The sequence below is a fragment of the Rhizobium sp. RAF36 genome, assembly GCF_052114105.1.
Classification (GTDB): Bacteria; Pseudomonadota; Alphaproteobacteria; order Rhizobiales; family Rhizobiaceae; genus Rhizobium.
Map to the genome: position 1 here is coordinate 26,153 of NZ_JBFREC010000002.1, position 26,332 is coordinate 52,484.

At 61.4% G+C, this 26,332-nt stretch carries 25 protein-coding genes and 1 tRNA gene; 16 read left to right on the plus strand and 10 right to left on the minus strand.

The window, feature by feature from the left end:
- Positions 1-23 precede the first annotated feature (23 nt).
- The 3 genes from AB4Z25_RS05975 (at position 24) to AB4Z25_RS05985 (ending at position 4,499) form a co-directional block, all read left to right on the plus strand.
- Positions 24-1,100: a sn-glycerol-3-phosphate ABC transporter ATP-binding protein UgpC gene (locus AB4Z25_RS05975; protein ID WP_112539865.1), complete on the plus strand. Its 1,077-nt coding sequence runs from the start codon at positions 24-26 to the stop codon at positions 1,098-1,100.
- A gap of 71 nt (positions 1,101-1,171) precedes the next feature.
- The gene (locus AB4Z25_RS05980; protein WP_112539867.1) at positions 1,172-2,047 is read left to right on the plus strand and encodes a choline kinase family protein; all 876 of its coding nucleotides are present in this window, start codon (positions 1,172-1,174) and stop codon (positions 2,045-2,047) included.
- Between the two features lies 1 nt (position 2,048).
- Positions 2,049-4,499, plus strand: coding sequence for an FAD-dependent oxidoreductase (locus tag AB4Z25_RS05985; protein WP_112539869.1), 2,451 nt, complete (start codon positions 2,049-2,051; stop codon positions 4,497-4,499).
- A 252-nt stretch (positions 4,500-4,751) separates the two neighbouring features.
- Here AB4Z25_RS05985 and AB4Z25_RS05990 read toward each other — a convergent pair whose 3' ends face one another.
- Both AB4Z25_RS05990 and uxaC read right to left on the minus strand, forming a co-directional pair.
- Positions 4,752-6,206, minus strand: a complete 1,455-nt coding sequence (locus AB4Z25_RS05990; RefSeq protein WP_112539871.1) for a mannitol dehydrogenase family protein — start codon at positions 6,204-6,206, stop codon at positions 4,752-4,754.
- On the minus strand, positions 6,203-7,618 hold the full coding sequence (gene uxaC / locus AB4Z25_RS05995; protein WP_112539873.1) for a glucuronate isomerase: 1,416 nt from the start codon (positions 7,616-7,618) through the stop codon (positions 6,203-6,205). Before uxaC ends, AB4Z25_RS05990 begins: the two co-directional genes overlap by 4 nt.
- A gap of 161 nt (positions 7,619-7,779) precedes the next feature.
- On the opposite strand from uxaC, the gene AB4Z25_RS06000 reads away from it, so the two are divergent.
- Entirely contained in the window at positions 7,780-7,989 is a 210-nt protein-coding gene (locus AB4Z25_RS06000; protein WP_112514309.1) for a SlyX family protein, read from the plus strand.
- A gap of 41 nt (positions 7,990-8,030) precedes the next feature.
- On the opposite strand, the gene AB4Z25_RS06005 is transcribed toward AB4Z25_RS06000, so the two are convergent.
- Together AB4Z25_RS06005 and AB4Z25_RS06010 are read right to left on the minus strand one after the other, a co-directional pair.
- Positions 8,031-9,512, minus strand: a complete 1,482-nt coding sequence (locus AB4Z25_RS06005) for an NAD-dependent succinate-semialdehyde dehydrogenase (RefSeq protein WP_112514308.1) — start codon at positions 9,510-9,512, stop codon at positions 8,031-8,033.
- A gap of 20 nt (positions 9,513-9,532) precedes the next feature.
- Positions 9,533-10,813 (minus strand): 4-aminobutyrate--2-oxoglutarate transaminase, encoded by a 1,281-nt coding sequence (locus AB4Z25_RS06010; RefSeq protein ID WP_112514307.1) that lies wholly within the window; start codon positions 10,811-10,813, stop codon positions 9,533-9,535.
- Positions 10,814-11,016: 203 nt separating this feature from the next.
- Between AB4Z25_RS06010 and AB4Z25_RS06015 the strand changes: the two genes are divergently transcribed.
- From AB4Z25_RS06015 to AB4Z25_RS06025, 3 genes are all read left to right on the plus strand, one after another.
- Positions 11,017-11,826, plus strand: a complete 810-nt coding sequence (locus AB4Z25_RS06015) for a MerR family transcriptional regulator (RefSeq protein ID WP_112514306.1) — start codon at positions 11,017-11,019, stop codon at positions 11,824-11,826.
- A 74-nt stretch (positions 11,827-11,900) separates the two neighbouring features.
- Positions 11,901-12,527 carry a ribonuclease D gene (locus AB4Z25_RS06020; RefSeq protein ID WP_112384984.1) on the plus strand — a complete coding sequence of 209 codons (627 nt, stop codon included), beginning with the start codon at positions 11,901-11,903 and terminating at the stop codon, positions 12,525-12,527.
- A gap of 231 nt (positions 12,528-12,758) precedes the next feature.
- On the plus strand, positions 12,759-14,249 hold the full coding sequence (locus AB4Z25_RS06025) for a hypothetical protein (protein ID WP_442207907.1): 1,491 nt from the start codon (positions 12,759-12,761) through the stop codon (positions 14,247-14,249).
- Between the two features lie 78 nt (positions 14,250-14,327).
- Here AB4Z25_RS06025 and rpsA read toward each other — a convergent pair whose 3' ends face one another.
- The 3 genes from rpsA to AB4Z25_RS06040 form a co-directional block, all read right to left on the minus strand.
- A complete protein-coding gene (gene rpsA, locus AB4Z25_RS06030; RefSeq protein ID WP_112384986.1) occupies positions 14,328-16,028 on the minus strand; it encodes a 30S ribosomal protein S1 in 1,701 nt (566 codons plus the stop codon).
- 176 nt (positions 16,029-16,204) lie between these two features.
- Positions 16,205-16,849 carry a (d)CMP kinase gene (cmk, locus tag AB4Z25_RS06035; RefSeq protein WP_112539875.1) on the minus strand — a complete coding sequence of 215 codons (645 nt, stop codon included), beginning with the start codon at positions 16,847-16,849 and terminating at the stop codon, positions 16,205-16,207.
- Positions 16,846-17,490, minus strand: coding sequence for an FMN-binding negative transcriptional regulator (locus AB4Z25_RS06040; protein WP_112539877.1), 645 nt, complete (start codon positions 17,488-17,490; stop codon positions 16,846-16,848). Before AB4Z25_RS06040 ends, cmk begins: the two co-directional genes overlap by 4 nt.
- A 191-nt stretch (positions 17,491-17,681) precedes the next feature.
- Between AB4Z25_RS06040 and AB4Z25_RS06045 the strand changes: the two genes are divergently transcribed.
- From AB4Z25_RS06045 to AB4Z25_RS06070, 6 genes are all read left to right on the plus strand, one after another.
- Positions 17,682-18,074, plus strand: coding sequence for a TIGR02300 family protein (locus AB4Z25_RS06045; protein WP_112385374.1), 393 nt, complete (start codon positions 17,682-17,684; stop codon positions 18,072-18,074).
- Positions 18,075-18,228: 154 nt separating this feature from the next.
- Positions 18,229-18,304, plus strand: a tRNA-Ala gene (locus AB4Z25_RS06050).
- A gap of 741 nt (positions 18,305-19,045) precedes the next feature.
- Entirely contained in the window at positions 19,046-19,807 is a 762-nt protein-coding gene (locus AB4Z25_RS06055; RefSeq protein ID WP_162698797.1) for a hypothetical protein, read from the plus strand.
- A 30-nt stretch (positions 19,808-19,837) separates the two neighbouring features.
- Complete coding sequence (gene recF, locus AB4Z25_RS06060; RefSeq protein ID WP_112539881.1) at positions 19,838-20,962, plus strand: DNA replication/repair protein RecF; 1,125 nt, start codon at positions 19,838-19,840, stop codon at positions 20,960-20,962.
- Positions 20,959-21,765 (plus strand): molybdopterin-synthase adenylyltransferase MoeB, encoded by an 807-nt coding sequence (locus tag AB4Z25_RS06065; RefSeq protein ID WP_112539883.1) that lies wholly within the window; start codon positions 20,959-20,961, stop codon positions 21,763-21,765. The genes recF and AB4Z25_RS06065 overlap by 4 nt, the downstream gene beginning before the upstream one ends.
- Positions 21,762-22,235: a GNAT family N-acetyltransferase gene (locus tag AB4Z25_RS06070; protein ID WP_112539885.1), complete on the plus strand. Its 474-nt coding sequence runs from the start codon at positions 21,762-21,764 to the stop codon at positions 22,233-22,235. Before AB4Z25_RS06065 ends, AB4Z25_RS06070 begins: the two co-directional genes overlap by 4 nt.
- Here the strand turns inward: AB4Z25_RS06070 and AB4Z25_RS06075 are convergent.
- Positions 22,232-23,233: a 2-hydroxyacid dehydrogenase gene (locus AB4Z25_RS06075; RefSeq protein ID WP_112514300.1), complete on the minus strand. Its 1,002-nt coding sequence runs from the start codon at positions 23,231-23,233 to the stop codon at positions 22,232-22,234. The two genes, AB4Z25_RS06070 and AB4Z25_RS06075, sit on opposite strands and share 4 nt — an antisense overlap.
- A 188-nt stretch (positions 23,234-23,421) precedes the next feature.
- On the opposite strand from AB4Z25_RS06075, the gene AB4Z25_RS06080 reads away from it, so the two are divergent.
- Entirely contained in the window at positions 23,422-23,961 is a 540-nt protein-coding gene (locus tag AB4Z25_RS06080) for an SH3 domain-containing protein (protein WP_112514299.1), read from the plus strand.
- Here the strand turns inward: AB4Z25_RS06080 and AB4Z25_RS06085 are convergent.
- Positions 23,954-24,946: an adenosine kinase gene (locus AB4Z25_RS06085; protein WP_112384994.1), complete on the minus strand. Its 993-nt coding sequence runs from the start codon at positions 24,944-24,946 to the stop codon at positions 23,954-23,956. The two genes, AB4Z25_RS06080 and AB4Z25_RS06085, sit on opposite strands and share 8 nt — an antisense overlap.
- Before the next feature lie 169 nt (positions 24,947-25,115).
- On the opposite strand from AB4Z25_RS06085, the gene AB4Z25_RS06090 reads away from it, so the two are divergent.
- Together AB4Z25_RS06090 and AB4Z25_RS06095 are read left to right on the plus strand one after the other, a co-directional pair.
- Positions 25,116-25,577, plus strand: coding sequence for a MarR family transcriptional regulator (locus tag AB4Z25_RS06090; protein WP_112539887.1), 462 nt, complete (start codon positions 25,116-25,118; stop codon positions 25,575-25,577).
- Positions 25,578-25,614: 37 nt separating this feature from the next.
- On the plus strand, positions 25,615-26,016 hold the full coding sequence (locus AB4Z25_RS06095) for a DUF1398 family protein (RefSeq protein ID WP_112539890.1): 402 nt from the start codon (positions 25,615-25,617) through the stop codon (positions 26,014-26,016).
- Positions 26,017-26,075: 59 nt separating this feature from the next.
- On the opposite strand, the gene AB4Z25_RS06100 is transcribed toward AB4Z25_RS06095, so the two are convergent.
- Positions 26,076-26,303, minus strand: coding sequence for a hypothetical protein (locus AB4Z25_RS06100; RefSeq protein WP_162698798.1), 228 nt, complete (start codon positions 26,301-26,303; stop codon positions 26,076-26,078).
- Positions 26,304-26,332 lie beyond the last annotated feature (29 nt).

Sequence of the window (26,332 nt, forward strand, 5' to 3'; positions counted from 1 at the left end):
GGATCAGGAGAGGATTTGGGAAGATGGCAACGAGTGTCGTTCTTCAGAAGGTCGAGAAGCGCTACGGGTCGCTGGATGTTATTCATGGCATCGACCTGACGATCGATCCCGGTGAGTTCACCGTCTTCGTCGGCCCGTCCGGCTGTGGCAAGTCCACGCTGCTGCGGATGATAGCCGGACTCGAGGAGATTTCCGGCGGCGCCTTGCTTCTGGACAATGAGCGCATGAACGAGGTCGCACCGGCGAAACGCGGGATCGCGATGGTGTTCCAATCCTATGCGCTTTACCCGCATATGTCGGTCTACAAGAATCTGGCTTTCGGGCTGGAGACAGCCGGCTACAAGAAAGCTGAAATCGAGCCGAAGGTGCGCCGCGCTGCCGAGATTCTGCAGATCGAAAAGCTGCTGGAACGCAAGCCCAAGGCGCTCTCCGGCGGCCAGCGCCAGCGTGTTGCCATCGGCCGCGCCATTGTCCGTGAGCCGCGCATCTTCCTCTTCGACGAGCCGCTGTCGAACCTTGATGCGGAACTGCGCGTGCAGATGCGCGTCGAGATTTCCCGCCTGCACAGCAGCCTTGGCAATACGATGATCTATGTGACGCACGATCAGGTCGAGGCCATGACCATGGCGGACAAGATCGTCGTGCTGAATTCCGGCCGCATCGAGCAGGTCGGCGCCCCGCTCGACCTCTACAACAACCCGGCCAACCGCTTCGTCGCCGGTTTCATCGGCAGCCCGAAGATGAACTTCCTGAAGGCTAAGATCGACCAGGTGAATGACGGGGACACGACCGTCAACGTCTGCGGCAGTTCGATCCGCCTACCGCGGCGCCTGAAGGGCTCCGCAGGCCAGGATGTGACATTCGGAATTCGCCCTGAGCATCTCGGCGTTGCCGATGCCGGAACGGCGCTTGCGACCGTCAATGTCGATCTCGTCGAAAATCTCGGCGGCGCGACGATGCTTTACACGACGACGCCGGATGGCCAGCAGCTGACCATCGCTCTCGATGGCCAGCAAAAGGTCGAGCGCGGCACCAATGTGAAGACCTCCTTCGATCCGGCCCGCTGTCACGTCTTCGATGCGTCCGGCGCCACGATCTGACCGGGCCTCTGCTTGACAGCCGATCCTCCTCTGGCCCATCATTTTGAAAATGGGCCGCGAGGGGGACAAGCGTGACGCCTGAAGATAGGATTCATGCACTCGGCATCTGGCACGGACCGCTCGAGATCGAACCTATCACCGGCGGCATCACCAACCGCAACTACCTCGTCATGGATCGCAACACGCGGCGCGTCGTCCGGTTGGGCGATGATATCCCGGTTCATCACATCAACCGCCAGAATGAGCTCGCCGCCAGCATCGCTGCTCATGCCGCGGGCCTTTCGCCCGCCGTCATCCATCACGCGCCCGGAATCCTCGTCCTGGATTTCATCGAATCGCGGGCGCTGTCTGCGGCTGATCTGCAGGATGAAGCAACCTTGCTGCGGACGCTGCCGCTGGTGCGGGCCTGCCACGGCGACATCGCCCGCCACTTCCGCGGCCAGGCGATGATCTTCTGGGTCTTCCACGTGATCCGGGATTATGCGGCTAATCTTGCCGCAGCAGGTAGCGCCTACGCACCGCTTCTACCCGGCTTGCTTGAAAAGGCCGAGCGTCTGGAAGCTGCGGCCGGTCCCTTCGAAATCGGCTTCGGGCACAACGATCTGCTGGCCGCCAATTTTCTCGATGACGGCAAACGGCTCTGGCTGATCGATTGGGACTATGCCGGTTTCAATACCCCGTTGTTCGATCTCGGCGGCCTTGCCTCCAACAACGAGCTCCCGGAAGCCGTCGAACGGACGATGCTCGAAAGTTATTTCGAGAAGCCGCTGACACCGGATCTGTGGCGCCGCTACAGCGCGATGAAATGTGTCTCTCTGTTACGCGAGACACTCTGGAGCATGGTCTCCGAGATCCATTCGACCATCGATTTCGATTACGCCGCCTATACCGCCGAAAATCTTGCGCGCTTCGAGCGCGCCTACAAGGCATTTGAACAGGATCAGTAGAATGACGAAGGAATTACCGAAGACGGCGAAAGCCCTGGTCATCGGCGGCGGTATCATCGGCTGCTCGACGGCCTATCACCTCGGCAAGCTCGGCTGGACCGATACCGTGCTGCTCGAGCGCAAGAAGCTGACATCGGGCACGACCTTCCACGCTGCCGGCCTCGTCGGCCAGCTGCGCACCAGCGCCAACATCACCCAGCTGCTCGGCTACTCCGTCGATCTCTACAAGAAGCTTGAAGCGGAAACCGGGCTCGGCACCGGCTGGAAGATGAATGGTGGCTTGAGGCTCGCCTGCAACGAGCAGCGCTGGACCGAGGTCAAGCGCCAGGCGACGACGGCGCAGTCCTTCGGTCTTGAAATGCATCTGCTGACGCCGCAGGAGGCTTTCGATCTCTGGCCGCTGATGACGATTGATGACCTCGTCGGTGCGGCCTACCTCCCGACCGATGGTCAGGCCAACCCCTCTGATATCACCCAGGCGCTTGCCCGTGGCGCCCGCATGGCCGGTGTCTCGATCTTCGAAGACACCGAAGTCATCGATCTCGAAATCGACAAGGGCCGCATCCGCGCCGTCGTCACCGCCAATGGCCGCATCGAATGCGAACGCGTCGTCGTCTGCGCCGGCCAGTGGACCCGCGCCTTCGCCGCGCGCTTCGGCGTCAACGTGCCGCTCGTCTCCGTTGAGCATCAATATCTGATCACCGAATCCTTCGGCGTACCCTCGAACCTGCCGACGCTGCGCGATCCCGATCGCCTGACCTACTACAAGGAAGAGGTCGGTGGCCTCGTCATGGGCGGCTACGAGCCGAACCCGATCCCCTGGGCGACTGGCGGCATTCCCGACGGCTTCCACTACACGCTGCTCGACAGCAATTACGATCACTTCGAGCAGATCATGGAACAGGCACTGGCCCGCGTTCCCGCTCTCGAAACCGCCGGCGTCAAGCAGCTGTTGAGCGGTCCGGAGAGCTTCACGCCTGACGGAAACTTCATCCTCGGCGAAGCGCCGGAACTGAAGAACTTCTTTGTCGGAGCGGGTTTCAACGCCTTCGGTATCGCGTCGGGCGGCGGTGCCGGCATGGCACTGGCCGAATGGGTAGCGAAGGGCGAGCCGCCCTACGATCTCTGGTCGGTCGATATCCGCCGCTTCGGCCGCCCGCATTTCGACACCGACTGGGTCCGCACCCGCACGCTGGAGGCCTATGGCAAACACTATACGCTGGCCTTCCCCTTCGAAGAACATTCGAGCGGCCGCCCCTGCCGCAAGTCGCCGCTCTACGATCGGCTGAAGGCGCAGGGCGCCTGCTTCGGCGAGAAACTCGGCTGGGAGCGGCCGAACTGGTTTGCCGATCTCTTCGCCAACGAGGAGCCGAAGGACATCTACAGCTACAGCAGGCAGAACTGGTTCGAGGCCGTTGGCCGCGAGCACAAGGCCGTGCGTGAGGCGGCGGTCATCTTCGACCAGACCTCCTTCGCCAAGTTCGTGCTGAAGGGCCGCGATGCCGAAGTAGCGCTCAGCTGGATCGCGTCGAACGACGTGGCAAAGCCTGTCGGCTCGCTTGTCTATACCCAGATGCTGAACGACAAGGGCGGTATCGAATGCGATCTCACCGTCGCCCGCATTGCCGAGAACGAATATTACATCGTCACCGGCACCGGCTTTGCCACCCACGATTTCGACTGGATAGCCCGCAATATTCCTGACGGCATGCAGGCCGAGCTGGTCGATGTCACCTCCGCCTATTCGGTTCTGTCGCTGATGGGCCCGAATGCCCGCGCCGTGCTGGAGAAGGTCACCTCATCGGATGTCTCGAACGCTGCCTTCTCCTTCGGCCGCGTCAAGACCGTCGGCATCGCGGGTTGCCCGGTGAGGGCGCTGCGGATCACCTATGTCGGCGAGCTCGGCTACGAGCTGCATGTGCCGGTCGAGTATGCAACGACCGTCTATGATGCGCTGATGGCCGCCGGAAACGGTCTCGGTCTCGTCAACGCCGGCTATCGCGCCATCGAAAGCTGCCGCCTGGAAAAGGGCTATCGCGCCTGGGGATCGGATATCGGCCCTGACCATACGCCCGTCGAGGCTGGTCTTGCCTGGGCAGTGAAGAGCAAAAAGAACATCCCCTTCCGCGGCCGCGCTGCCGTCGAACGCCAGCTGTCCGGTGGCGTCAGGAAGATGCTGGCCTGCTTCGTGCCCGATGATCCTGATGTCGTCCTGCTCGGCCGCGAAACCATCTATCGCGATGGAAAGCGCGTCGGCTGGCTCTCGAGCGGCGGCTTCGGCTACACGCTCGGCAAGGCGATTGGCTACGGCTACGTCCGCAACGTTGACGGTGTGACGGAGGATTTTGTGCTGTCGGGCAAGTACGAGCTCGATGTCGCGCGGGAGCGGGTGCCGTGCTCGGTGTCGCTGAAGCCGTTGTATGATCCCGAGATGAAGAGGGTGAAGGGCTAGCCTGTTCCCTTGGGGGACCACGGATGCCGCGAATGCTTCCCTCATTCCTGTGCCCTTAGGGCTGCGCCCACGGGACGTCACAGGAATCTAGCCACCGCGCGTCTGCGCGGTGAATGAATCTGTCAGTTAGGCGAAGAGTCTTTCCGGCCCAAGGACTTGGGCCGGCTGGATCCCTGTGACATCCCGTGGACGCAGCCCTAAGGACACAGGGATGAGGAGGGAGAGGTTGGTGCCCTCTTTTTCGAGACCGCCTCAGAACAACGGCAACCTGTTATCCTGAATCAGGATATCCAGCTTGTTCGCCACATCCTCGGTCCAGATCACATTGTCCGTCAGCGCCTTCGGGAACAATCCCGGCAACTTGAACAGAGCCGCCGAAACGGCGCTGCCGTTGCGTGGGATATCAGCGAGCAGCGTTGCAATTTCCGCGGCACGCGGATCTCGCAGCTCGTATGCCTTGCCGTTGCGATCGACGCCGATGGCATAGCGCATCCAGGCGGCGACGGCGATGGCGTAGGTCTCGGCCTTGCTGCCGTGGGCCAGTGCTTCGGTTGCCGGCTCCAGCAGGCGCTGCGGCAGCTTCTGCGTGCCGTCCATGGCGATCTGGTAGGTGCGGTGGGCGATCGCCTTGTTTGCAAAGCGGGCTATCAGTTCGTCGGCATAGTGGTCGAGATCGATGCCCGGAACCGGATCGAGCGTGTCGGCAGCGGCATTCATCTGACGCCGGGCAAGAGCCGCCAATCCTTCGTCGTCCATGACGTCGCGGATATATTCATAGCCGCCTATGTAGCCGAGATAGGCGAGCAGCGAATGCGCGCCGTTCAGCATGCGGAGCTTCATCTTTTCATAAGCCGAGACTTCGTCGACCATCAGCACGCCGGCCTTGTCCCACGCCGGGCGGCCGTTGGCGAAATGGTCTTCGATCACCCATTGGGTGAAGGGCTCGGTCTCGATTGCTGCCAGATCCTGTCGCCCGGTCAGCCGCTCGGCATCCGCATAGGTGGCGTCGGTGCTGGCGGGCGTGATGCGGTCGACCATGGTCGAGGGGAAGGGCACATTGGTTTCGATCCAGGCGCGAAGCTCCGGATCGACGCGGCCGGCGAAATCGAGGACGAGGCGCTTCAGCACCGCGCCGTTGCTCGGCAGGTTGTCGCAACTGAGCGGCGTGAACGGCGCGATACCCTTGGCGCGGCGGCGGGAAAGACCTTCGACGAGATAGCCGACGACGCCGCGCGGTGCGTGGCGGTTGGCAAGATCGGCGGCAACATCTGGATGGGTCAGATCAAGTCCGCCGGTGCGCACGTCAAGGCCATAGGCCTTTTCCGTCACCGTCAGGCTGACGATGCGGATCGCCGGGTCTTCGAGCCGTGAAAGGAGCAAGGCCGGGTCGCGCGGCGCCACATGCGCCTTCAGGATCGGACCGATCACTTCGGCCGTCGTGCCCGACGTGTCGCGGATCAGCACCGTGTAGAGGCCGTTCTGCGCGTTGAGATTGTCGGCAACATCGGGCGTGCGCAGGCTCGCCACCTCGATGCCCCAGTCGCCGCCCTCAGCGGCTAGCGCTGCGTCCGTAAACGGCGCGAAATGGGCGCGGAAGAAGGCGCCGGGGCCAAGATGCAGGATGCCCGCCTTCAGCGTGCTGCGGTCATAGGCGGGAAGCTTTGCGGTCGGCGCCAGGCCGTTCAGGTCCTTCAGTCGATTGCTCACAGCTTGTAGGCCTTCTTCGCGTTGTCATAGGAGAGTTCGCGCGCGACGATCGCCGCGTCCTTCCGGGAGATCCGGTGCTCGGCGGCAAGCTGCGCCAGGAAGCCGCAAACCTCGCGGCGCCAGACGTCGTGGCGGGCGGGGATCGAGAGCAAGGCGCGGGTATCGTCGTTGAAGCCGGCCAGATTGGCAAAACCCGCCGTCTCGACAACCTGGTCGAGATAGCGGCGGATGCCATTCGGGCTGTCGTGGAACCACCAGGGTGGGCCGATCATCAGGCATTCCCAATGGCCGGCCATCGGCGCCAGCTCGCGCGAATAGGTCGTCTCGTCGAGCGTGAAGAGCAGGATGCGAAGGCCCTGCGAATGGCCGTACTTTGAGAGCAGCGCATTCAGCCCGCCGATCCAGTCAGTCCTGGTCGGGATATCGGCGCCCATGTTCGGACCGCGGGTCGCAAAGAGACCGCTGTCGGTGTTGCGGCGCGATCCGGCGTGGATCTGCATCACCATGCCGTCCTCGGCAGAAAGCCCGGCCATCTCGGTCATCATCTGACCGCGGAAAAGCTCGGCATCGGCAGCCGAAAGCGGACCCTTCAGTGCCTTGTCGAGCAGCGCCTGCCGCTCGGTGGCCGAGAGATCGGCGGTGAAGGCAGTCGGTACGCCGTGGTCGGTCGCTGTGGCGCCGAACTGGCGGAAATAGGCGCGGCGCTTGCGATGCGCGTCGATCATGCCGTCCCATTTGGTGACGTCACAGCCGGTGATCTCACCGAACTTGATGAGATTGTCGCGGAAGCCGAGGGCGTCAGGATCGGTCACGCTGTCAGGGCGGTATGTCGTACGAACCTTACCGATCCAGCCATCCTTCTGCATCTTCTGATGATGCACCAGCGGATCCAGCGCGCCTTCCGTCGTGGCGATCGTTTCGATGCCGAAGCGCTGGTGCAGGGCACGCGGGCGGAACTCGGGCTTGGCAAGCTGCTCGTTGATATGATCGTAGAGCGTGTCGGCATTCTCAGGCGTCAGCGGCTCGGTACAGCCGAGCACCGCAGACATGGCATGATCGACCCAGAGGCTGGATGGCGTGCCGCGGAAGAGATGATACTTGGCGGCGAAGGCGCGCCAGATGTCACGGCCCTTGGCGACAGGCTTGCCGTCAAGCCGGGGAACGCCGAGTTCGTCGAGCTTGGTGCCGGTGCTGTGCAGCATGCGGAACAGATAATGGTCGGGGATGACGAGCAGCGATGCGGCATCTTCAAATGGTTTGTCGTCAGCAAACCACGAGGGCTCGGTATGCCCATGCGGGCTGACGATCGGCAGATCGGCGACCGTCTCGTAGAGGTCGCGCGCGATGCTGCGGGTTGCCGGATCGGCCGGAAAAAGCCGGTCCTGGTGAAGAAAGCCGTTTCGTGAATCCATAAGATTTCCTCCCTGATGGGTTAGGGCCTACTCCACGATCAAAGACACGGCAAGGCCCATTAGTAACCAATGAGTTCACTTTAGGAATCGATGCCGGGCGCCCCATTGACGCAGCCGCCGCTATAGGTTTTGGAAGAGCAGCAAACCGGTGGAGAACAACCATGGCCGAAGACATCAGCCGCATTACCCAGCTTGAAGAAGCCTTGGCCCATCAGGCAAAGACCATCGAAGAGCTTTCGGATCAGCTTGCCGAGCAATGGAAGGTGGTCGAACAGACCCGGGCGAAACTGGACCGTTTGACGGAACGCTTCCTGTCGCTCGAAGAGCAATCGCTGGAAGCGCCGGCGGTGACAAGGCCGCCGCATTATTGAGTGCCGAAATGAAAAGGGCGCCCGGAGGCGCCCTTTCGATTTTAGAGATTGCCGATGCAGAGATATTTCATCTCGAGGTAATCATCGGCGCCATGGCGCGAGCCTTCGCGGCCGTTGCCGGATTGCTTGATACCGCCGAAGGGCGCGGTTTCCGTCGACATCAGGCCGGTATTGATCCCAACCATGCCGTATTCGAGCGCTTCCGCAACCTTCCAGACCTTCTTCAGATCGCCCGCGAAGAAATAGGCGGCGAGGCCGAACTCGGTGTCATTGGCCTGCTGGATGACTTCTTCAACGGTGTCGAAGCGGAAGAGCGGCGCGACCGGGCCGAAGGTTTCTTCCCTGGCGACCTTCATGCCCTTGGCAACGCCCGTGAGTACGGTCGGCGTAAAGAAGGTGCCGGCACCTTCGATACGCTTGCCGCCGGTCAGCACCTTGGCACCCTTGGAGATCGCGTCGCTGACATGGTCCTCGACCTTGGCGAGACCCTGCTCGTCGATCAGCGGCCCAATGGTGACGCCCGACGTGAAGCCGTCGCCAACAGACATGGCTTCAACCTTGGCGGCCAGCTTGGCCGCGAAGGCATCGTAGACGCCAGACTGCACGTAGAGGCGGTTGGCGCAGACGCAGGTCTGGCCAGCGTTGCGGTATTTCGAAGCGATCGCACCTTCGACGGCAGCATCGAGATCCGCATCATCGAAGACGATGAAGGGTGCGTTGCCGCCGAGCTCGAGGCTGACTTTCTTTATCTGATCGGAGCACTGGCGCATCAGGATGCGGCCGACTTCGGTCGAGCCGGTGAAGCTGATCTTGCGTACCTTGTCGTTGCCGCATAGTTCCTTGCCGATACCAGGGCCGTCTTCGCCAACGATGACGTTGAAGACACCGGCGGGAACACCCGCCTGTTCGGCGAGAACCCCAAGCGCGATAGCCGACAGCGGCGTCTGTTCGGCGGGCTTCGAAACGACGGTGCAGCCAACGGCAAGCGCCGGCGCGATCTTGCGGGTGATCATCGCTGCCGGAAAGTTCCAGGGCGTGATCGTGCCGACGACGCCGACCGGCTGCTTGATGACGATCATCCGCTTGTCGTTCGACGGTGCCGGGATGGTCTCGCCGTAGATGCGCTTGGCTTCTTCCGCATACCATTCGATGTAAGCGGCAGCGTAGAGGATCTCGCCGCGCGCTTCTGCAAATGGCTTGCCCATTTCAGCCGTCAGGATCGCCGCCAGCTCGTCGGCATTGGCGACCATCAGGTCGAACCACTTGCGCAGGATGGCGCTGCGGTCCTTGGCGGGTTTTGCCGCCCAGGCGGGCTGGGCTGCATAGGCTGCGTCAATCGCCTTGCGGGTGTCTGCAGCGCCCATATCAGGGAGCGAGGCCAGAACTTCGCCGCTGGCCGGGTTCAGGACGTCGAAGGTTTTCGTTGCACCGCCCTTCGTCCATTCGCCGTTGATGTAGCCGGTGTCGCGTAGGAACGGAGAGGAGAAGGGGACGTGTTTGGTCAGTGCGGTCGTGAATGCCATGTCATTTACTCCGAAGGCGGTTACTTGCCCGCGCTTGCTTCAAGAATGGAGGCTTCGAGGATATCGAGCGCTTCGCCGAAGATATTGTCCTGAATGGTGATCGGGGCAAGGAAGCGAATGACGTTTCCGTGCACGCCGCAGGTCAAAAGGATGAGACCTTTTTCCAGCGCGATCAGGCGCACCTTGTTGGCGAATTCGGCGCTCGGCAGCTTGGTGGTCTTGTCGTTGAATTCGACAGCGTTCATGAAGCCCGGGCCGCGGATATCGACAATCTCCGGCGCCTTGTCGCGCAACGATTCCAGACGCTGCTTCAGGCGGCCGCCGAGCTGGTTGGCGCGGTTGCAGAGGTCTTCGTCCTTGATGACGTCGAGCACGGCATGCGCGGCGGCGATACCGAGCGGATTGCCGCCATAGGTGCCGCCGAGGCCGCCGGGGCCGGGCGCATCCATGACCTCGGCGCGGCCGGTGACAGCAGCCAGCGGGAAACCACCGGCAAGGCTCTTCGCCATGGTCATCAGATCGGGGGCGACCTCATGGTGATCCATCGCAAACATCTTGCCGGTACGGGCAAACCCAGTCTGCACTTCGTCGGCAATCAGCAGGATGCCGTACTGGTCGCAAAGTTCGCGCAGCGCCTTCAGGAAGGCTGCAGGTGCCGCATAGAAACCGCCTTCGCCCTGCACGGGCTCGATGATGATCGCAGCCACACGCTGCGGATCGACATCGGCGGCAAACAGCTTCTTCAAGGCTGCCAAAGACTGCTCGGCGCTGACGCCATGCAGCTCGACCGGGAAGGGCACGTGGAAGACATCGCCAGGCATTGCGCCGAAGCCGACCTTGTAAGGCACGACCTTGCCGGTCAGGGCCATGCCCATGAACGTACGGCCATGGAAGCCGCCGCCGAAGGCGATGACGGCGGAACGTCCGGTCGCGGCGCGGGCGATCTTTACTGCGTTTTCGACAGCTTCCGCACCCGTGGTCACGAAGATCGTCTTCTTGGCGAAGTTGCCCGGGGCAAGCTCGTTCAGGCGTTCGGCAAGATGCACATAGGTTTCATAGGGCACGACCTGATGGCAGGTGTGGGTGAAGTGGTCCAGCTGGTCCTTGACGGCAGCGATGACGCGCGGATGGCGGTGGCCGGTGTTCAGGACGGCGATACCAGCAGCGAAATCGATATAGCGGCGGCCCTCCTTGTCCCAGATCTCAGCATTCTCTGCGCGGTCGGCGTAGATCTGTGTCGTCATGCCGACGCCGCGGGAAATTGCGGCATTCTTCCGGTCCGTAAGGGTGGTCGCGTTCATCTATGCGCTCCTGCGCTCAAGGGGATTTGGAATTATCTTGCATAAGTTCTGCAAGATATGTAGAAAAGTCCTACATTTTTCCTGCAAGAAATCAAGCGGCATTTTTTGCTTCAAACATCACGCCTTTTGATGGATGCTCACGACCAGAGATTCTGTCGCGGCAGGATGCATAAAGCACCACGGAATCAGGGATTTATTGGCGAATGAACAATAACGGGCCGGTGCGCTACAAGGTCGCCGAGGCAGCGCGGCTGGCGGGAATTTCCGCCTCCACCGTACGGCTTTGGGAAAGCCAGGGCCTGCTTGTGCCTGATCGTTCGGAAACCGGCCACCGGCAATACAGCGCCGATGACGTCGCGCGGTTGAAGAAGATTTCCTGGTATCGTGTCGAGCGTGGCCTCAACCCGGCCGCGATCCGCGAGGCGCTGGAAAGCGAAGAGCCCTCCGGCGACAATGGCGAGACAAGCAGCGCGTCCGATATCGGCCGCCGGCTCCGCAGCCTTCGCCATGCCGCCGGCAAGACGCTGGATCAGGTCGCTGGTGACATGGGCATCACCTCGTCGACGCTATCGACTCTGGAGCGCACGTCGCAGGGCGTCAGCTTCAAGACGCTGCATGATCTCGCTGAATATTACGGCACCACCGTTTCGCGCCTCTCGGGCGAAGAAGCCGATGATGCCACGGCGGTCGTCCGCTCCGGCGAATGGCGCACCTGGCCGGAAACCACGCCGGGCGTCACCGTGCAGCTGCTCGCCGAAGGGCGGCGGATGATGGATTGCCACCGTTTCGTGCTGGCGCCCGGCGCCACCAGCGAAGGCGCCTACCGGCACGAGGGCGAGGAATTCATGCATGTGCTGTCGGGTCGTCTGGAGCTGGTGCTGGATTCCGACCAGTTCTTCGATCTGGGCCCCGGAGACTCGCTTTATTTCGAAAGCCGCCGCTATCATTCCTGGCGCAATCGCCATGATGGCGAGACGGTGTTGCTCTGGATCAATACGCCGCCGACCTTCTGAGGTCGAAAGACGTATCGCCGCCAGCGCCTTTGCGCTATAGCGCCGGAAGAAACACGCGAGGTAAAAGAAGAGCCATGGCCGCCACCATCCGTTATCATGAAGGCGATATCTCCGCGGCGGATGCCGCGCGCTACAAGGGCGCAATCGCGATCGATACCGAGACGCTGGGTCTCGTTCCGCGCCGCGACCGCCTGTGCGTTGTCCAGTTGTCGCCGGGCGACGGCACGGCCGATGTCATCCGCATCGCCTCTGGCCAGAAGGAGGCGCCGAACCTGACGATGATGCTGGCCGATCCGGCCCGCCAGAAAATCTTTCACTACGGCCGCTTCGATATCGCCGTGTTGTTCCACACCTTCGGCGTGACCACGACACCTGTCTTCTGCACCAAGATCGCCTCGCGCCTGTCGCGCACCTATACGGATCGCCACGGCCTGAAGGACAATCTGAAAGAGATGCTGGAGGTCGATATCTCCAAAACGCAGCAATCCTCGGATTGGGCGGCGGCAACGCTCTCGCAGGCCCAGCTCGAATATGCCGCCTCCGACGTGCTCCATCTCCATGCGCTGCGCGACAAGCTGACCGAGCGCCTGCTGCGCGATGGCCGATTCGACCACGCCACCGCCTGCTTCGCGTTCCTGCCCACCCGCGCCAAGCTTGATCTTCTCGGCTGGGAAGAGACCGATATTTTCGCCCACAGCTGAGCAACGCGATCTTTGAGAGCCATGAGACGGCCGGGCGGGATTGGCATCCTGTCCGGCCGTTAGTTTTTCATTAACAGCCATTCGGTAGAATCATCATCAATTTTTAAGCATTCGTCGGTGCGATGACGCGCCATGCGGACGGGAGGATCTGCGGAAGAATGCGAGGGGTCCGATGAGCGCGACCCTCGTGTGATCTGCTTCGATTGTCACTTGCGAAAGTAGGAGCATGCCATGTTGACTCCGGTTCGTGCAGCGTCAAATACGAGTCTTTCTTCCAACGGACAGGCTGCAGCGATTGTCGCCAGCGGACTTGCCCGGTCGATCGTTGCCCCGGCGCCCGTTCAGGCGGTCGAAGGCTCCGATCTGAATTCGGCAATTGCCGGAAAGCTTAACCTCCTCTTGGCGGCAGCCCGCGAACGCATGTTCGACGCGCTGCTCGATGCCATCAATGCAGCATCCGAGGCCCTGCCGCTGCCGCGTCAGGATGGCGAAACCAATCTTGCCTTCGCGTCCCGCCTTGCCGATGTCATCCAGAAGCTGCCTGCGACCCGCATCAACGAGATCGAAACGCAGCTCGCCGCCGATGGGCACACGCTGCCGCTGCGCCTGATCGCCGAAGCACTGAAGAATCCGGCCGGGCCGGAAGCCGCCCGGGTCGTCGCCTATCTGGAGACCGTCCGCTACAAGGATCGCGATCTGGTAGCCCGCGCGGTCGTTCGTTCGTATCGTCAGAACGATGCTTCACCGCTTCGGGCGGAACCACGACCTGACATAGCACTGCACGAAGACAGCGTTCTGCCGGCTCCGAAATCAGGGACCGATGCAGCGCATGAAGCGCAACCGCAGGCGCAAGCCAGACCGGCAGCATCTGCGACCCCGCCTTCTCCACTTGCCGGTTTGTCCGATCTACCGGTCGGCGTGATCGAAGAGATTGCCGAAGAGCCGCTGGCCGCCAACGAATTGGCGCAGGCTGCCGCATCGGAAGACCCGGAGCAACCGGAAACGGAAGCGATGGCGCCTGATGCGCCGCAGGTGCTTGAGGAAGCCGAAGCGCCACACGCGCCGCTCGCCAGGGAGCGCGCCGAACCCGATATTCCGAAGATCTGGCCTGCTGTTCTCGCGTCGATCACCGAGGAAGCATCCGAACTGCTGGTCGCCATCATCAACGAACAGGAGACCGCAACGCTTCTCGAGGCCCTGGCGGACGCACCTGAGGATATCGAAGCAGCGGTCGACCAGCCGGTAAGCGACGAGATGCGCGAAGCGATGGATGGTCCGGACCAGATGGCGAGCGCCAAAGCCGCGCCGGCGGAAGCGGCACGCGCAGCGCCTGCAGCCGATCCGGCCCAGCTCGCTCACCAGCAGAAGGAGATCGTCGCCCAGCCGCAGATCCTACCGGCCGATCTTGCCGAGATGGTTCAGAAAGCCGGTCTGCTGCGCTCACCCGACGGCGTCGGCTATATCGCTCAGCCCTATCAATTCGCCAAGGATGGCGCCGAACGCCGCGATGGCCAGATGCATCGCAGCGACTATGAAGGCAGTGCGGGCGAAGAAGAGCAGGATGCGCAGTCTGGCGAGGAGCAGCAATCGGCCTCTCAGCAGGAGCAGCGTCCGCAGGGCAGGGTGCCCGCCGATCTTCCCGAGATCGAAGCGCGCCACGAAGAGCCGCCGGTCGCCGACCCTGTCTTCGCGCTCTATCAGCGCATGGTCGGTTGGGAATAACGTTTCTTCAAAAAATCGGGGCAAAGAAAAACCCGCCGGATCGCTCCGGCGGGTTCTTTGTTTCAATGCTTGTAGCGATTACTCGCCGCGGTTCTTCAGAGCCGCGCCAAGGATGTCGCCGAGCGAAGCGCCGGAGTCGGACGAACCGAACTGAGCGACGGCTTCCTTCTCTTCTGCGATTTCCAGGGCCTTGATGGACAGCATGATCTTGCGGTCCTTCTTGGAGAAGTTGGTGACGCGGGCGTCAACAACCTGGCCAACCGAGAAGCGTTCCGGACGCTGGTCGTCGCGGTCGCGTGCGAGATCTGCACGGCGGATGAACGAGGTGATGTCTTCGTGTTCGACGAGCTTCACTTCGATGCCGCCGTCGTTGACTGCGGTGATTTCGCAGGAAACGACTGCATTCTTGCGCAGGTCGCCAGAAGCAGCGGCGTCGCCGACTGCATCCTTGCCGAGCTGCTTGATGCCGAGCGAGATGCGTTCCTTTTCGACGTCAACATCGAGAACGACAGCCTTGACGACATCGCCCTTGTTGAACTCTTCGATGACCTGCTCGCCCGGACGGTTCCAGTCGAGGTCAGAAAGGTGCACCATGCCGTCAACGTCGCCGTCGAGGCCGATGAACAGGCCGAATTCGGTCTTGTTCTTGACTTCGCCTTCGACTTCAGTGCCAGCCGGGTTGTTGCGGGCGAATGCTGCCCACGGATTTTCCAGCGTCTGCTTGAGGCCGAGCGAGATACGGCGCTTGGACGGATCGACTTCGAGAACGACGACTTCGACTTCCTGGCTCGTGGACAGGATCTTGCCGGGATGTACGTTCTTCTTGGTCCAGGACATTTCCGAGATATGGATCAGGCCTTCGATGCCCGGCTCCAGCTCGACGAACGCACCGTAGTCGGTGATGTTCGTGACGGTACCGGAGATCTTCTTGCCTTCCGGATACTTGGCCTGGATGCCATCCCACGGATCCGACTCGAGCTGCTTCATGCCGAGCGAGATGCGGTGGGTTTCCTGGTTGATGCGGATGATCTGAACCTTGACCTGCTGGCCGATGTTCAGGATTTCCGACGGATGGTTGACGCGGCGCCATGCCATGTCGGTAACGTGCAGCAGGCCGTCGATGCCGCCGAGGTCAACGAACGCACCGTAATCGGTGATGTTCTTGACGACGCCGTCAACAACCTGGCCTTCTTCGAGGTTCTGAACGATTTCAGAACGCTGCTCGGCACGGGATTCTTCCAGAACCGTACGGCGCGAAACCACGATGTTGCCGCGGCGCTTGTCCATCTTGAGGATTTCGAAGGGCTGCGGGTTGTGCATCAGCGGGGAAACGTCGCGGATCGGGCGGATGTCGACCTGAGAACGCGGCAGGAAGGCGATCGCACCGTCGAGATCGACCGTGAAGCCGCCCTTGACCTGGTTGAAGATCACGCCTTCGACGCGCTCGCCAGCTTCGAACTTGGCTTCGAGCTTGATCCAGCTTTCTTCGCGGCGAGCCTTCTCGCGCGACAGAACAGCTTCGCCAAGGGCGTTTTCGATGCGCTCGACGTAAACTTCGACTTCGTCGCCGACCTTCAGCGAACCGTCCTTGGCGCGTGCGCCGAATTCCTTGAGCGCGATGCGGCCTTCGACCTTCAGGCCGACGTCAACAACGGCGACATCCTTTTCGATGCCGGTGACGATGCCCTTGGTGACATAGCCTTCGGCCAGGTCGTTCTTGGCAAAGGACTCTTCGAGAAGGGCCGCGAAATCTTCGCGAGAGGGAGTAGCTACTGACATAAAATCTCCTGCGTGGCCTTCGATAGCTGCAAGGCCCACGTATGCGCCGGTTGGTTCGTGTTGAACAGGCCTGAACCCAGTCCGCCTCCTTAAGGGAAGCAATCCGGCGCTTGGACGGAATTTCAGGCTTTTAAAAAGCGTCCCGCCGCGCAAGGCGCCAACGGACCGCTCGAATTTCAGTTATTTCGGCTCAAGGCCGCATCGATGATCGACTTTGCGGCCTGAAACGCGGCCTCTATACTCATTTCCGACGTATCAAGCAAGTGCGCGTCATCGGCTGGTTTCAAAGGGCTGTCGGCCCGTCCCATGTCCCGTTCGTCGCGCCGCTTCACATCCTCGAAAATCGCCTCGAAATCGGCAGCCGTCCCCTTGGCCGTGATTTCGTCGTAGCGTCGCCTCGCGCGCACCTCGGGCGAAGCCGTCACATAAAGCTTCACCGGGGCATCCGGGCAGACGACGGTACCGATGTCGCGGCCGTCGAGCACCGTTCCCGGCGCCATTCCGGCAAAGCGCTGTTGCGCTTCGACAAGCGCGCGGCGAACCGCAGGCATCACGGCAATCTTCGAGGCAGCTTCGCCGATCTCATGTTTCGAAAGTATATCGCGATCGAGCCCGGTGAGTTCAACCTCGCGGGCGATCTTTTCGGCCACCGCCTCGTCATCGAGCGGCAGGGCGGCATCGATGAGCGCCTTGGCGGTCGCCCGGTAGGTCAGCCCCGTATCGAGGTGGTGGAAGCCGTATTCATCGGCGATCCGGCGCGAAAGCGTACCCTTGCCGGCCGCTGCCGGGCCGTCGATGGCAATCGTGAATGTCGTTTTCAATGGTTTCCTTCCAGCCCACCGCAGCGCTTGACGAGCTCGATCATGTCTTCCTGGCCGCTTGCCGCGCTCAATCCGGCGGCAACGCCTTCGCGGTCGGCAACCGGGCGGTTCTGGCTGACCTTCCATTTGCCTTCAAGCGCCGATATCTCGATTTCGATGCCGATGATGCCCTTCATCTGCGCCTGGATGAAATCGTCGGGCGCATCGTCCACGGCCCATGGTTTCTCGCGGTTGCCCTCATGCTGGCCAGTGAGCGCGTTGATCTGCGACCGCAGCCAGTCCGCATCGTCGATGACCCGGGCGCTGCCGCGCGCCTGAACGATCGCATAGTTCCAGGTCGGCACGACCTTGCCGGTCTCCTGCTTGGTCTTGTACCAGGATGGCGTCACATAGGAGTTGGCGCCCTGGAAGACGGCAAGAATGGGTGCTCCATCCTGGATGTCGCGCCACTGGCCGTTGGCTTTTGCCAGATGCAGCCGCAATGTTCCCTTTTCCGATGCCTCGGCATCGAGATGGAAAGGGACGGGATTGGCGACCAATCCGCTCGCTCCGGCGGTGATCAGCAGTCCGAGCGGATGGGCGCGGATCAGCTGGTGCTGGGTCGCCAGATCGTCTTCCCGGAAGTGAGGCGGCTGATACATTGGTTCCTCGCCGGTTTCTGTGTCTTCGGCGCTTCCTAACACAATGTTATTTGCCGGTCATCTTGCGATACGAAGTTTCGCTTTGACATCATTGGCCGCAACGATTATGGGGACCGGCTTATAAATTCCGAAAAGAACGCCGGTTTACACGGCACAGCCGAATGTATTCGGCCATTCTCACGAGGCTTATAGTGGCGAAAACGGAACTTGGAACCAAGCGTACCGATCCGGAAACCGGCAAGAAGTTCTACGATCTGAACCGGGATCCGATCGTTTCTCCGTATACCGGCAAATCCTATCCCCTCTCCTTCTTCCAGGAAACCTCGGCTGCAGCAGCCGCTGAGGCGGCAAGCGAAGACGACGACGTGCAGGAAGTCGATACCGAGAGCACGGAAGTCGAACTCGTGTCGCTCGAGGACGCCGATGAAGGCGCAAGCGGCGACGACATTCCTGACATGGGCGATGACGACGTCGAGATCGAAGGCGATGACGACGACGATACCTTCCTCGAAGCCGACGAAGACGATGAAGATGACGACATGAGCGACATCATCGGCGTTACCGGCGACGAAGACGAAGTCTGATCCGATATAAATCACGGCCCGGACGACAAAAAATCTCCGGGCCGTTTTTTTAGGCTTGCCATCTGCGAAAACCGCAAGTAATAAGCCGCCACTCCGCCGGGTTAGCCCGCTTCGGAGGATCCCAGGACCGGAAGAAATACCGGACCACCCTGATGGGGCTATAGCTCAGCTGGGAGAGCGCTTGCATGGCATGCAAGAGGTCAGCGGTTCGATCCCGCTTAGCTCCACCAAATTTCCCAAGGTCTAGGTTGTCTATCAGGCTATCCCCGCGGTGTTTGACGTCTCGTGAGCTTAAAGCCAAAGCGCAAACTTCCGAAATTCACCCGGCTACATCAGGCAAATGCGTGCTTTGATGTGATCGATCCGCTTCAGGCTATCGCGCTGCGTCATCGTCGGCTCTGACGTGACTACCGCGACCCCGCGAACCACGGCGGCAGACCATGCTCGTCTACGTGGAGTATTCCGGCAAGGCACTGATTTACGATAGAAAAATCAATCCAGCGGGCCGCCGATGAAGGGGCGTAGTGCCTCTTATCCAATCCTTCAAAAGTGCTAGTCCCTTTAAGCTAGACCTTATGAATAGGAAGTTGGCTATGGATTAAGATGTAATGCGGATGGCAACGTTCATAGCTGGGAGCAATGCATAGCTAATATAAAATCTATTTCGTTAGCATTTTGTTAACTATGGAGTTGCCCCATGTTAAGAACAGCAGCGAAATACGGCGTGGCCATCGCCTATCTCATGGCCTCCAGCAGTCTCGCATTCTCCGTGCCTCTTCCTCTTCGCATCGACTGTCGTCTCGTTAAGCCGGGAACCCTTGAAGCCCGCCTCTGCCGCCCGACGGCCGCGATTCAAGCGGATAACTACCAAGGCTCTAACGATGATGCCGGAGGAACCGGCGGCGCTCCGCAGGTATCGGCATCGAGCGCCGGCTCCGGTGGCAGTCCGGGTAGTGGTGGTGACCCGGGTAGTGGCGGAACTGGACCCGGCAACGGTGGAACTGGACCCGGCGACGGTGGCCATGGTCCTGGTGACGGTGGTCACGGCCCGGGTAACGGCGGTCATGGTTCTGGCGGTGGTGGTCAGGGATCCGGCAAAGGCGATCACCATCATGGTGGGCATGCTGGTAACGGGAACAAGGACAGCGGCCATTCCGGTGATGGAAAGCATGGCCGTGATCCGGGCAAGTCCTGGGGCGGCCATGGTGACAGAAAGGACGGCGGCAAGTCTGGCGGCCACAGATCTGACGGTGGTAAACTTGGCGACCACAATTCCGGCGGCGGCAGGCCTGGTGGCGACCACTCCGGTGGTGGACAGCCTGGCGGCAATAAGTCTGGTGGCGACAAGCACGGTGGTGACCATTCCGATGGCGGCAACCATGGTGGTGGCAAGCCCGGAAATGGCCACTCCGGTGACAAGCCTGGAGACAACCGTTCCGGTGGCAGCAGACCCGGCGATAACCACCGTGGCGATGACAGATCCGGCAATGATCATTCCGGAAGCCATGGAGATGGCGGCCACCAGAAAGGCCGCGATGACAGCCACAGATCTGGCGGCGGCAAGTCCGGAGGGCACTGAGCGCCCGGGCATACGATTGGTGACAACGAGCCCGGCTGAAAGGCCGGGCTTCGTCATCCCCGGGATTGTGCTGCAAGCAGAGTATATGAGGCAGATCGCGGCCTGCACCATTCGTTTGTGCCTTAGCCTTGCCATGCCTGCCGGTTCGGCTTAGCTCTGCCCGGAACACGAATCCGGACAAACGATGCCTCACAAGGTCTTTCTCTCCCGCCTCAAGCTGACGGACTTCCGCAATTATGCGGCGGTGTCGCTCGATATGGACGGCCGCCATGTCGTGCTGACAGGCGACAATGGCGCGGGAAAAACCAATCTGATGGAGGCGGTTTCGTTTCTGTCGCCGGGGCGGGGCCTTCGCCGTGCGGCCTATTCCGATGTCACGCGCGTCGGCGCCTCTGCCGGCTTCTCGATCTTCGCCGAACTCGAGGGGATGGAAGGTGGCGTCGAGATCGGCACCGGCGCCGACACGACGGACGAGAATACGGCGCGCAAGTTGCGGATCAACGGCACGACGGCGAAGACGGCCGATGAGCTCACCGATCATCTGCGCGTACTGTGGCTGACGCCATCCATGGATGGCCTGTTCACCGGTGGCTCCTCCGATCGCCGCCGCTTTCTCGACCGCCTCGTGCTCTCGCTCGATCCCGCCCATGGGCGCCGCGCCAGCGATTTCGAGCGCGCCATGCGCAGCCGCAACAAGCTGCTCGACGAAGGCAGGTTCGATCCGTCCTGGCTCTCCGGCATCGAACAGCAGATGGCAAGCCTTGGCATCGCCATGGCGCTTGCCCGCCAGGAGATGCTCGGCCTGCTGACCCGGCTGATCGAAGAGACGCGGGAGACCTCGCCTTTCCCTTCAGCCGCACTTGCGCTTTCGGGCTTCATGGATGGACAATTCGCGCGTCCCGCCGTCGATCTCGAGGACGATTATGCGGCGATACTGGCGGACAGCCGCTATCGCGATGCCGCCGCCGGGCGCACGCTGGATGGGCCGCACCGCGCCGATCTGCTTGTCCGCCACCGCGAGAAGCAGATGGAGGCGGAGCGCTGCTCCACAGGCGAGCAGAAAGCGCTGCTGGTCGGCCTGATCCTCGCCCATGCGAAACTCGTCGCCAATCTGACGGGACACGCCCCGGTGCTTCTGCTCGACGAGATCGCTGCGCATCTCGATGAAGGGCGCCGTGCGGCTCTCTTCGATCTTATCGATTCGCTTGGCGGGCAGGCCTTCATGACTGGCACAGACCGCTCGATGTTCTCCGCCCTCCGCGAGCGGGCGCAATTCCTGACGGTCTCCGACGGACATGTCGGGGAATGACGGACGGTGCTTTCCTCTTCGGTTCGGGCCATGGTAGCATTCCCGCCATGGAACCGCTCAGTCCCGAAGAAATCGCGCGATATCAGCGTCATATCCTGCTGCCGGAGATTGGCGGGGCAGGCCAGCAGAAGCTCAAGGCCGCCCGGATACTGGTGATTGGAGCCGGTGGCCTCGGCGCCCCGGTTCTGCAATATCTGGCGGCTGCAGGTGTGGGCACGCTTGGCATTGCTGATGACGACCGTGTTTCGCTTTCCAATCTGCAGCGGCAGGTCATCCACGATTCCGGCACCATCGGCGAGTTGAAGACGGAGAGCGCTGCCTTTGCGATCGCCCGGCTCAATCCGCATGTGAACATCATCCGCTTCGAGGAGCGCTTCTCTTCCGAATCGGCCCGCCGTCATCTCTCGGGCTTCGATCTGCTGATTGACGGATCCGACAACTTCGAGACGCGATACGCCGCAGCCGATGCCGCCGAGCAGGCGAAGGTGCCGCTGGTGACCGGCGCCGTCGGCCGGTTCGATGGATCGCTGACGGTTCTGAAACCGTATGAGGCTGCCGCGGATGGCACCCTCAATCCGGCTTACCGGGATCTCTTTCCCGAAATTCCGCCGGACGGGTTGATCCCCGCCTGTGCCGAAACCGGCATCGTCGGTGCGCTGACCGGTGTCATCGGCACGCTGATGGCCATGGAAGCGATCAAGCTGATCACCCGCAGTGGCGAGCCGCTCATCGGGCGGCTGCTGCTCTACGACGCGCTGACGACGCGTTTCGATACCATACGATACAAGCGGCGGAAGACATGACCGATATCGTCAGGCTGGATCAAGACTTCGGCCGCTGGCCCGAACTGCTCGACCTCATCCTCTCATCCTTTGCCTATATGAACGGCCGCATCGATCCGCCGTCCTCCGGCCTTTCGCTGACGCCCGAAGCGTTGCAGGCGAAGGCCGCAGCCGAAATCGGCTACGTCGCGCTGGATGGCGACAGGCTCGCCGGATGCATGTTCCTGCGCCCCGAAGAAGACAGCCTCTATCTCGGCAAGCTGGCGATCGCGCCCGATTATCAGGGCAAAGGTATCGGTCGGCAGCTGTTCGCGATTGCCGAGGCGGTCGCGAAGGAGCGGGGATTGAAGGTGATCCGGCTCGACACGCGGATCGAACTCACTGGCAACCATGCGATCTTCGGCGCCTGGGGCTTTGCCAGGACCGCCGAAAAATCCCACCCGGGATACGACCGGGTGACCTATGTCGAGATGCGCAAGACCCTGGCTTAACGGCCGGGTAGAACACGGTTCGGCGGCCGATGGCCGTCGATGAAGGCGCGGATATTGATGATCACCTTGTCGCCCATGTCGATACGGCCTTCGATCGTCGCCGAGCTCATATGCGGCAGCAGCACGACCTTGCCTTCGTTGGCGAGCTTGATCAGCTTCGGATTGACCGCGGGCTCGTTCTCGAACACGTCGAGACCGGCGCCGGCAATCCGGCCTTCGCGCAGGCACTTGATCAGCGCCGCTTCATCAACGACGTCGCCGCGCGCGGTATTCACCAGATAGGCCGTTGGCTGCAGCAGGGCGAGCCGCCGGGCCGACAGCAAATGGAACGTCGCCGGTGTCGACGGGCAGTTGACGGAAACGATATCGACCCGCGCCAGCATCTGGTCGAGGCTTTCCCAATATGTCGCCTCCAGCTCGTCCTCGGTCGCGGGGTTGACGCGCTTGCGGTTGTGATAGTGGATCGACAGGCCGAACGCCTTGGCGCGGCGGGCAACGGCGGTACCGATCCGGCCCATGCCGACAATGCCGATCCGCTTGCCGTGGATACGCCGTCCGAGCATCCAGGTCGGCGACCACCCGGCCCATTCCCCAGGCTTGTCGGTCAGGACGCGCGCACCTTCGCCGAGGCGCCGCGGCACCGCGAGGATCAGCGCCATCGTCATGTCGGCGGTATCTTCGGTCAGCACGTTCGGGGTGTTGGTGACGGTGATGCCCTTGCGGGCCGCGGCCTCGACATCGATGTGATCGGTGCCGTTCGAAAAGCTGGAAATCAGCTTCAGCTGCGGTCCGGCCTGCTCGATCAGCGCGGCGTCGATACGGTCGGTCACCGTAGGAACTAGAACGTCGGCGCTCTTCACCGCCTCGGCGAGCTCGGCCGCGGAACGCGGCGAATCGTCGATGTTGAGTTCGGCGTCGAAGAGCTCGCGCATGCGGGTCTCTACCGCGTCAGGCAGCTTCCGGGTGATGTAGACCTTCGGTTTTTTCTTCGATGTCATCGCGGCCGGCCATGCCTTGTTCAGATGTCTTTAACCAAGACGGGGGATAATTTTAACGTTCGGGCAATTTCTACCAGACCCGCACGCGAAGACAAACAAAACTCGCGGGCACCGGTCGGCGAATGTCGAAGCCCCGGACAGCGAGCGGGTAGAGCCCCGCTTACGAATTCGAGCGAACGGAAACCTCCATGCGTGGAATCACTCTGAAGTCCTGCCTTGCTATTGCGGTTGGTCTGATGCTGTCGGCAAGCGCCGTCGAATCTGCGTATGCGCAAGCGGCCAAGGGCCCGAGCGGCCTGCCGCTGCCGCGCTTCGTGACGCTGAAGTCGAAGCGCGTCAATCTGCGCATCGGCCCCGGTACCGATTATGCCGCGTCCTGGATGTATCTCAAGGCTGGCCTGCCGGTGGAGATTATCCAGGAATATGACAACTGGCGCCGCATCCGCGATGCCGACGGCACCGAGGGCTGGGTCAACCAGTCGCTGCTGTCGGGTCAGCGTTCGGCGCTGGCTGCGCCGTGGATGAAGGGCAAGGGAAAATCTGTTTTCGTCAACATGCGGCGTGAGCCGCAGTCGTCCGCGACCATCGTCGCCAAGCTCGAGCCTGGCGTGATGATCCATATCGGCGAATGCAATGGCGACTGGTGCCATGCCGATGCCGACGGCGCCGAAGGATGGGTGGCGCAGCCGGAAATCTGGGGTGCATACCCCGGCGAAGCCTTTAAATAAGCTTCGCCTCGCGGGCGGCCTCGGCAAGCGACTTCATCGGCCGTGGTCCGATCTGCTGGATGACGATACCGGCTGCAAGGCAGCCGAGCTTGCCGCAATCCTCAAGCGTGCGGCCCTGCGTGTAGCCGTAGAGGAAGCCTGAGGCGAAGAGATCGCCGGCGCCCGTCGTATCGACCACTTCGTTGATGCTAATCGCGTCCACATACCAGCGCTCGCTGCCCTTCAGAATCACTGCGCCGTCTTCGCTCATCGTCACCGCGGCGATCTTGCAGTCCTTGGCAATCTTGTTCAGCGCTTCCTCGAAATCCTCGGTCTCGTACAGCGACAGCGCTTCCTGCTTGTTGGCGAAGACGATGTCGACGGTGCCGGAACGCATTAGATCGAGGAATTCGGCCCGATAGCGGCCGACGCAGAAGCTGTCGGAGAGCGTCATCGACACTTCCCGGCCATTCTCATGGGCAATGCGGGCGCATTCGCGGATCGCTTCCTTGGCGCGCGGCGGATCCCAGAGATAGCCTTCGAAATAGGTAACCTTGGCATCGGCAACGACATCGGCTTCGACATCCTCGGGGCCGAGCTCGACGCAGGCACCAAGATAGGTGTTCATTGAGCGCTCGCCGTCATCGGTAACGAAGATCATCGAACGGGCGGTCGGCGGAAAGGTGCCCTTCGGCTGTGTCTGATAGTGAACGCCCTGGGCGCGGATATCATGCGCGAAGATCTCACCAAGCTGGTCGTCGGCGACCTTGCCGAAATAGGCGGCCTTGGCGCCAAGGCTGGCGACACCAGCCGCCGTATTGCCGGCGCTGCCGCCGGAAGCTTCGAGCGCCGGTCCCATGCGGGAGTAAAGCAGCTCGGCGCGCTCGGCGTCGATCAGATTCATCGCTGCCTTGGTGATCGCGTTGTCAATGAGGAACTGGTCGTCGCAACGCGCGATGATATCGACGATGGCGTTGCCGACAGTCAGAACATCGAATTTGGTCATGAAATGGGAGGTCCCGGATTAAGTGATAGCCGGGATTTGGTCTTAGCGGAATTTCCGCTGATGGGAAGGAAAAACAGCTTATCCAGCCAAAAACCGGTGGCGCTTCTGCGAAATAATGTTGACTAGGAAGCCAATTCAAATTAGTTTCCTAGTCAACAAAGATGGTTCGATGGCTGACAAAAATCATATCTCCGATCTCGATTCGCATCTCGGCTATTGGCTGCGTGTCGTCTCGAATGCCGTATCCCAGGAGTTCGCGCGAAAGCTCGAGCGTGAGGGTGTTACGGTTGCCGAATGGGTGTTTCTTCGAATGCTTTACGGAGCAAGCCCCGTTGCGCCCTCGAAGCTTGCCGCGCGGATGGGGATGACGAAGGGAGCGATTTCCAAGCTTGCCGATCGCCTGACGGGAAAAGCACTGGTCGAGCGCGGTGCCGATCCAGACGACCGGCGCGGCCAGACATTGTCTCTCGCGGCCGCGGCGCGACCGCTCGTCGAACGGCTGTCAAAGCTTGCGGATGCAAATGACATCCAGTTCTTCGGGGTACTGAGCCCGGAAGAACGCGCGGAGATGGAACGGCTTTTGAGAAAGATCGTCGCGGAACGCAGTCTTCGGAACGTCGCGACGGAGTAGACGCTTGCATTCAACCTATACTATCGAGGAGGGCGCTATGGACGCGCAACGGACTGCTATTGCCCAAACGTGCCTGAACGCCGCCTATGACAAGGCGATGGATTTTCCTGACATTATCAGAACGCTTCTGGCGGCTGGCTTCGAGGGTTACACCGTCGATTACCGTCAGAATACGACGTCGTATTTCCTCGCCGATGGAACAAGCGTCACTCTTGAAAACCGTGTGTCGGATGGCGGCGTGGCGACCGAGTTTGATCAGGCGGGAATTGCAGCGCAAGTCCGATGGGCGCAGGCGAACCCTGCGGACTATTCCTATGGTGCCTTCTGCAAGAACGTGAAGGCAATGGGATGTGCCGGCTACATCGTCTCATTCATGGGGCGCCGCGTTCTCTATTTCGGCCGGACGGCCGAGACGCATGTCGAGCATTTCCCGCAATGACCGGCGCCAGGATCAGTTGATAATATTCGCAAAAATGCCGCCAATTCGTCATGCGTCTGTCACCGTGAACTTCTAGAAAAACTCTCAAGCAGACCGGCATGAGCATCCAAGGATGCGGCCGGGTGAGAAGGGATGATGCCCTTCGACTGTTCCGGAGCGGCGCTGACCACGGATGAACTGGCAGCATCGCACACCGGATGTCCGGCAAGACCGGATGCGGAAAAGCGGGCCTTGCCCGCTTTTTTTGTTTCTGCCGCTTCGTTTGTTTGCGCCAACAGGTTTGTCAATGCGCGCCGTTTGCTGTTAGACCTTTGGT

Coding starts and splice junctions, on each gene's coding strand:
- AB4Z25_RS05975 (WP_112539865.1), top strand. CDS start 24: ATGGCAACGAGTGTCGTTCTTCAGAAGGTCGAGAAGCGCTACGGGTCG.
- AB4Z25_RS05985 (WP_112539869.1), top strand. CDS start 2,049: ATGACGAAGGAATTACCGAAGACGGCGAAAGCCCTGGTCATCGGCGGC.
- uxaC (WP_112539873.1), bottom strand. CDS start 7,618: ATGGATTCACGAAACGGCTTTCTTCACCAGGACCGGCTTTTTCCGGCC.
- AB4Z25_RS06000 (WP_112514309.1), top strand. CDS start 7,780: ATGGCCGAAGACATCAGCCGCATTACCCAGCTTGAAGAAGCCTTGGCC.
- AB4Z25_RS06005 (WP_112514308.1), bottom strand. CDS start 9,512: ATGGCATTCACGACCGCACTGACCAAACACGTCCCCTTCTCCTCTCCG.
- AB4Z25_RS06010 (WP_112514307.1), bottom strand. CDS start 10,813: ATGAACGCGACCACCCTTACGGACCGGAAGAATGCCGCAATTTCCCGC.
- AB4Z25_RS06015 (WP_112514306.1), top strand. CDS start 11,017: ATGAACAATAACGGGCCGGTGCGCTACAAGGTCGCCGAGGCAGCGCGG.
- AB4Z25_RS06020 (WP_112384984.1), top strand. CDS start 11,901: ATGGCCGCCACCATCCGTTATCATGAAGGCGATATCTCCGCGGCGGAT.
- AB4Z25_RS06025 (WP_442207907.1), top strand. CDS start 12,759: ATGTTGACTCCGGTTCGTGCAGCGTCAAATACGAGTCTTTCTTCCAAC.
- rpsA (WP_112384986.1), bottom strand. CDS start 16,028: ATGTCAGTAGCTACTCCCTCTCGCGAAGATTTCGCGGCCCTTCTCGAA.
- AB4Z25_RS06040 (WP_112539877.1), bottom strand. CDS start 17,490: ATGTATCAGCCGCCTCACTTCCGGGAAGACGATCTGGCGACCCAGCAC.
- recF (WP_112539881.1), top strand. CDS start 19,838: ATGCCTCACAAGGTCTTTCTCTCCCGCCTCAAGCTGACGGACTTCCGC.
- AB4Z25_RS06065 (WP_112539883.1), top strand. CDS start 20,959: ATGACGGACGGTGCTTTCCTCTTCGGTTCGGGCCATGGTAGCATTCCC.
- AB4Z25_RS06070 (WP_112539885.1), top strand. CDS start 21,762: ATGACCGATATCGTCAGGCTGGATCAAGACTTCGGCCGCTGGCCCGAA.
- AB4Z25_RS06075 (WP_112514300.1), bottom strand. CDS start 23,233: ATGACATCGAAGAAAAAACCGAAGGTCTACATCACCCGGAAGCTGCCT.
- AB4Z25_RS06080 (WP_112514299.1), top strand. CDS start 23,422: ATGCGTGGAATCACTCTGAAGTCCTGCCTTGCTATTGCGGTTGGTCTG.
- AB4Z25_RS06085 (WP_112384994.1), bottom strand. CDS start 24,946: ATGACCAAATTCGATGTTCTGACTGTCGGCAACGCCATCGTCGATATC.
- AB4Z25_RS06090 (WP_112539887.1), top strand. CDS start 25,116: ATGGCTGACAAAAATCATATCTCCGATCTCGATTCGCATCTCGGCTAT.
- AB4Z25_RS06095 (WP_112539890.1), top strand. CDS start 25,615: ATGGACGCGCAACGGACTGCTATTGCCCAAACGTGCCTGAACGCCGCC.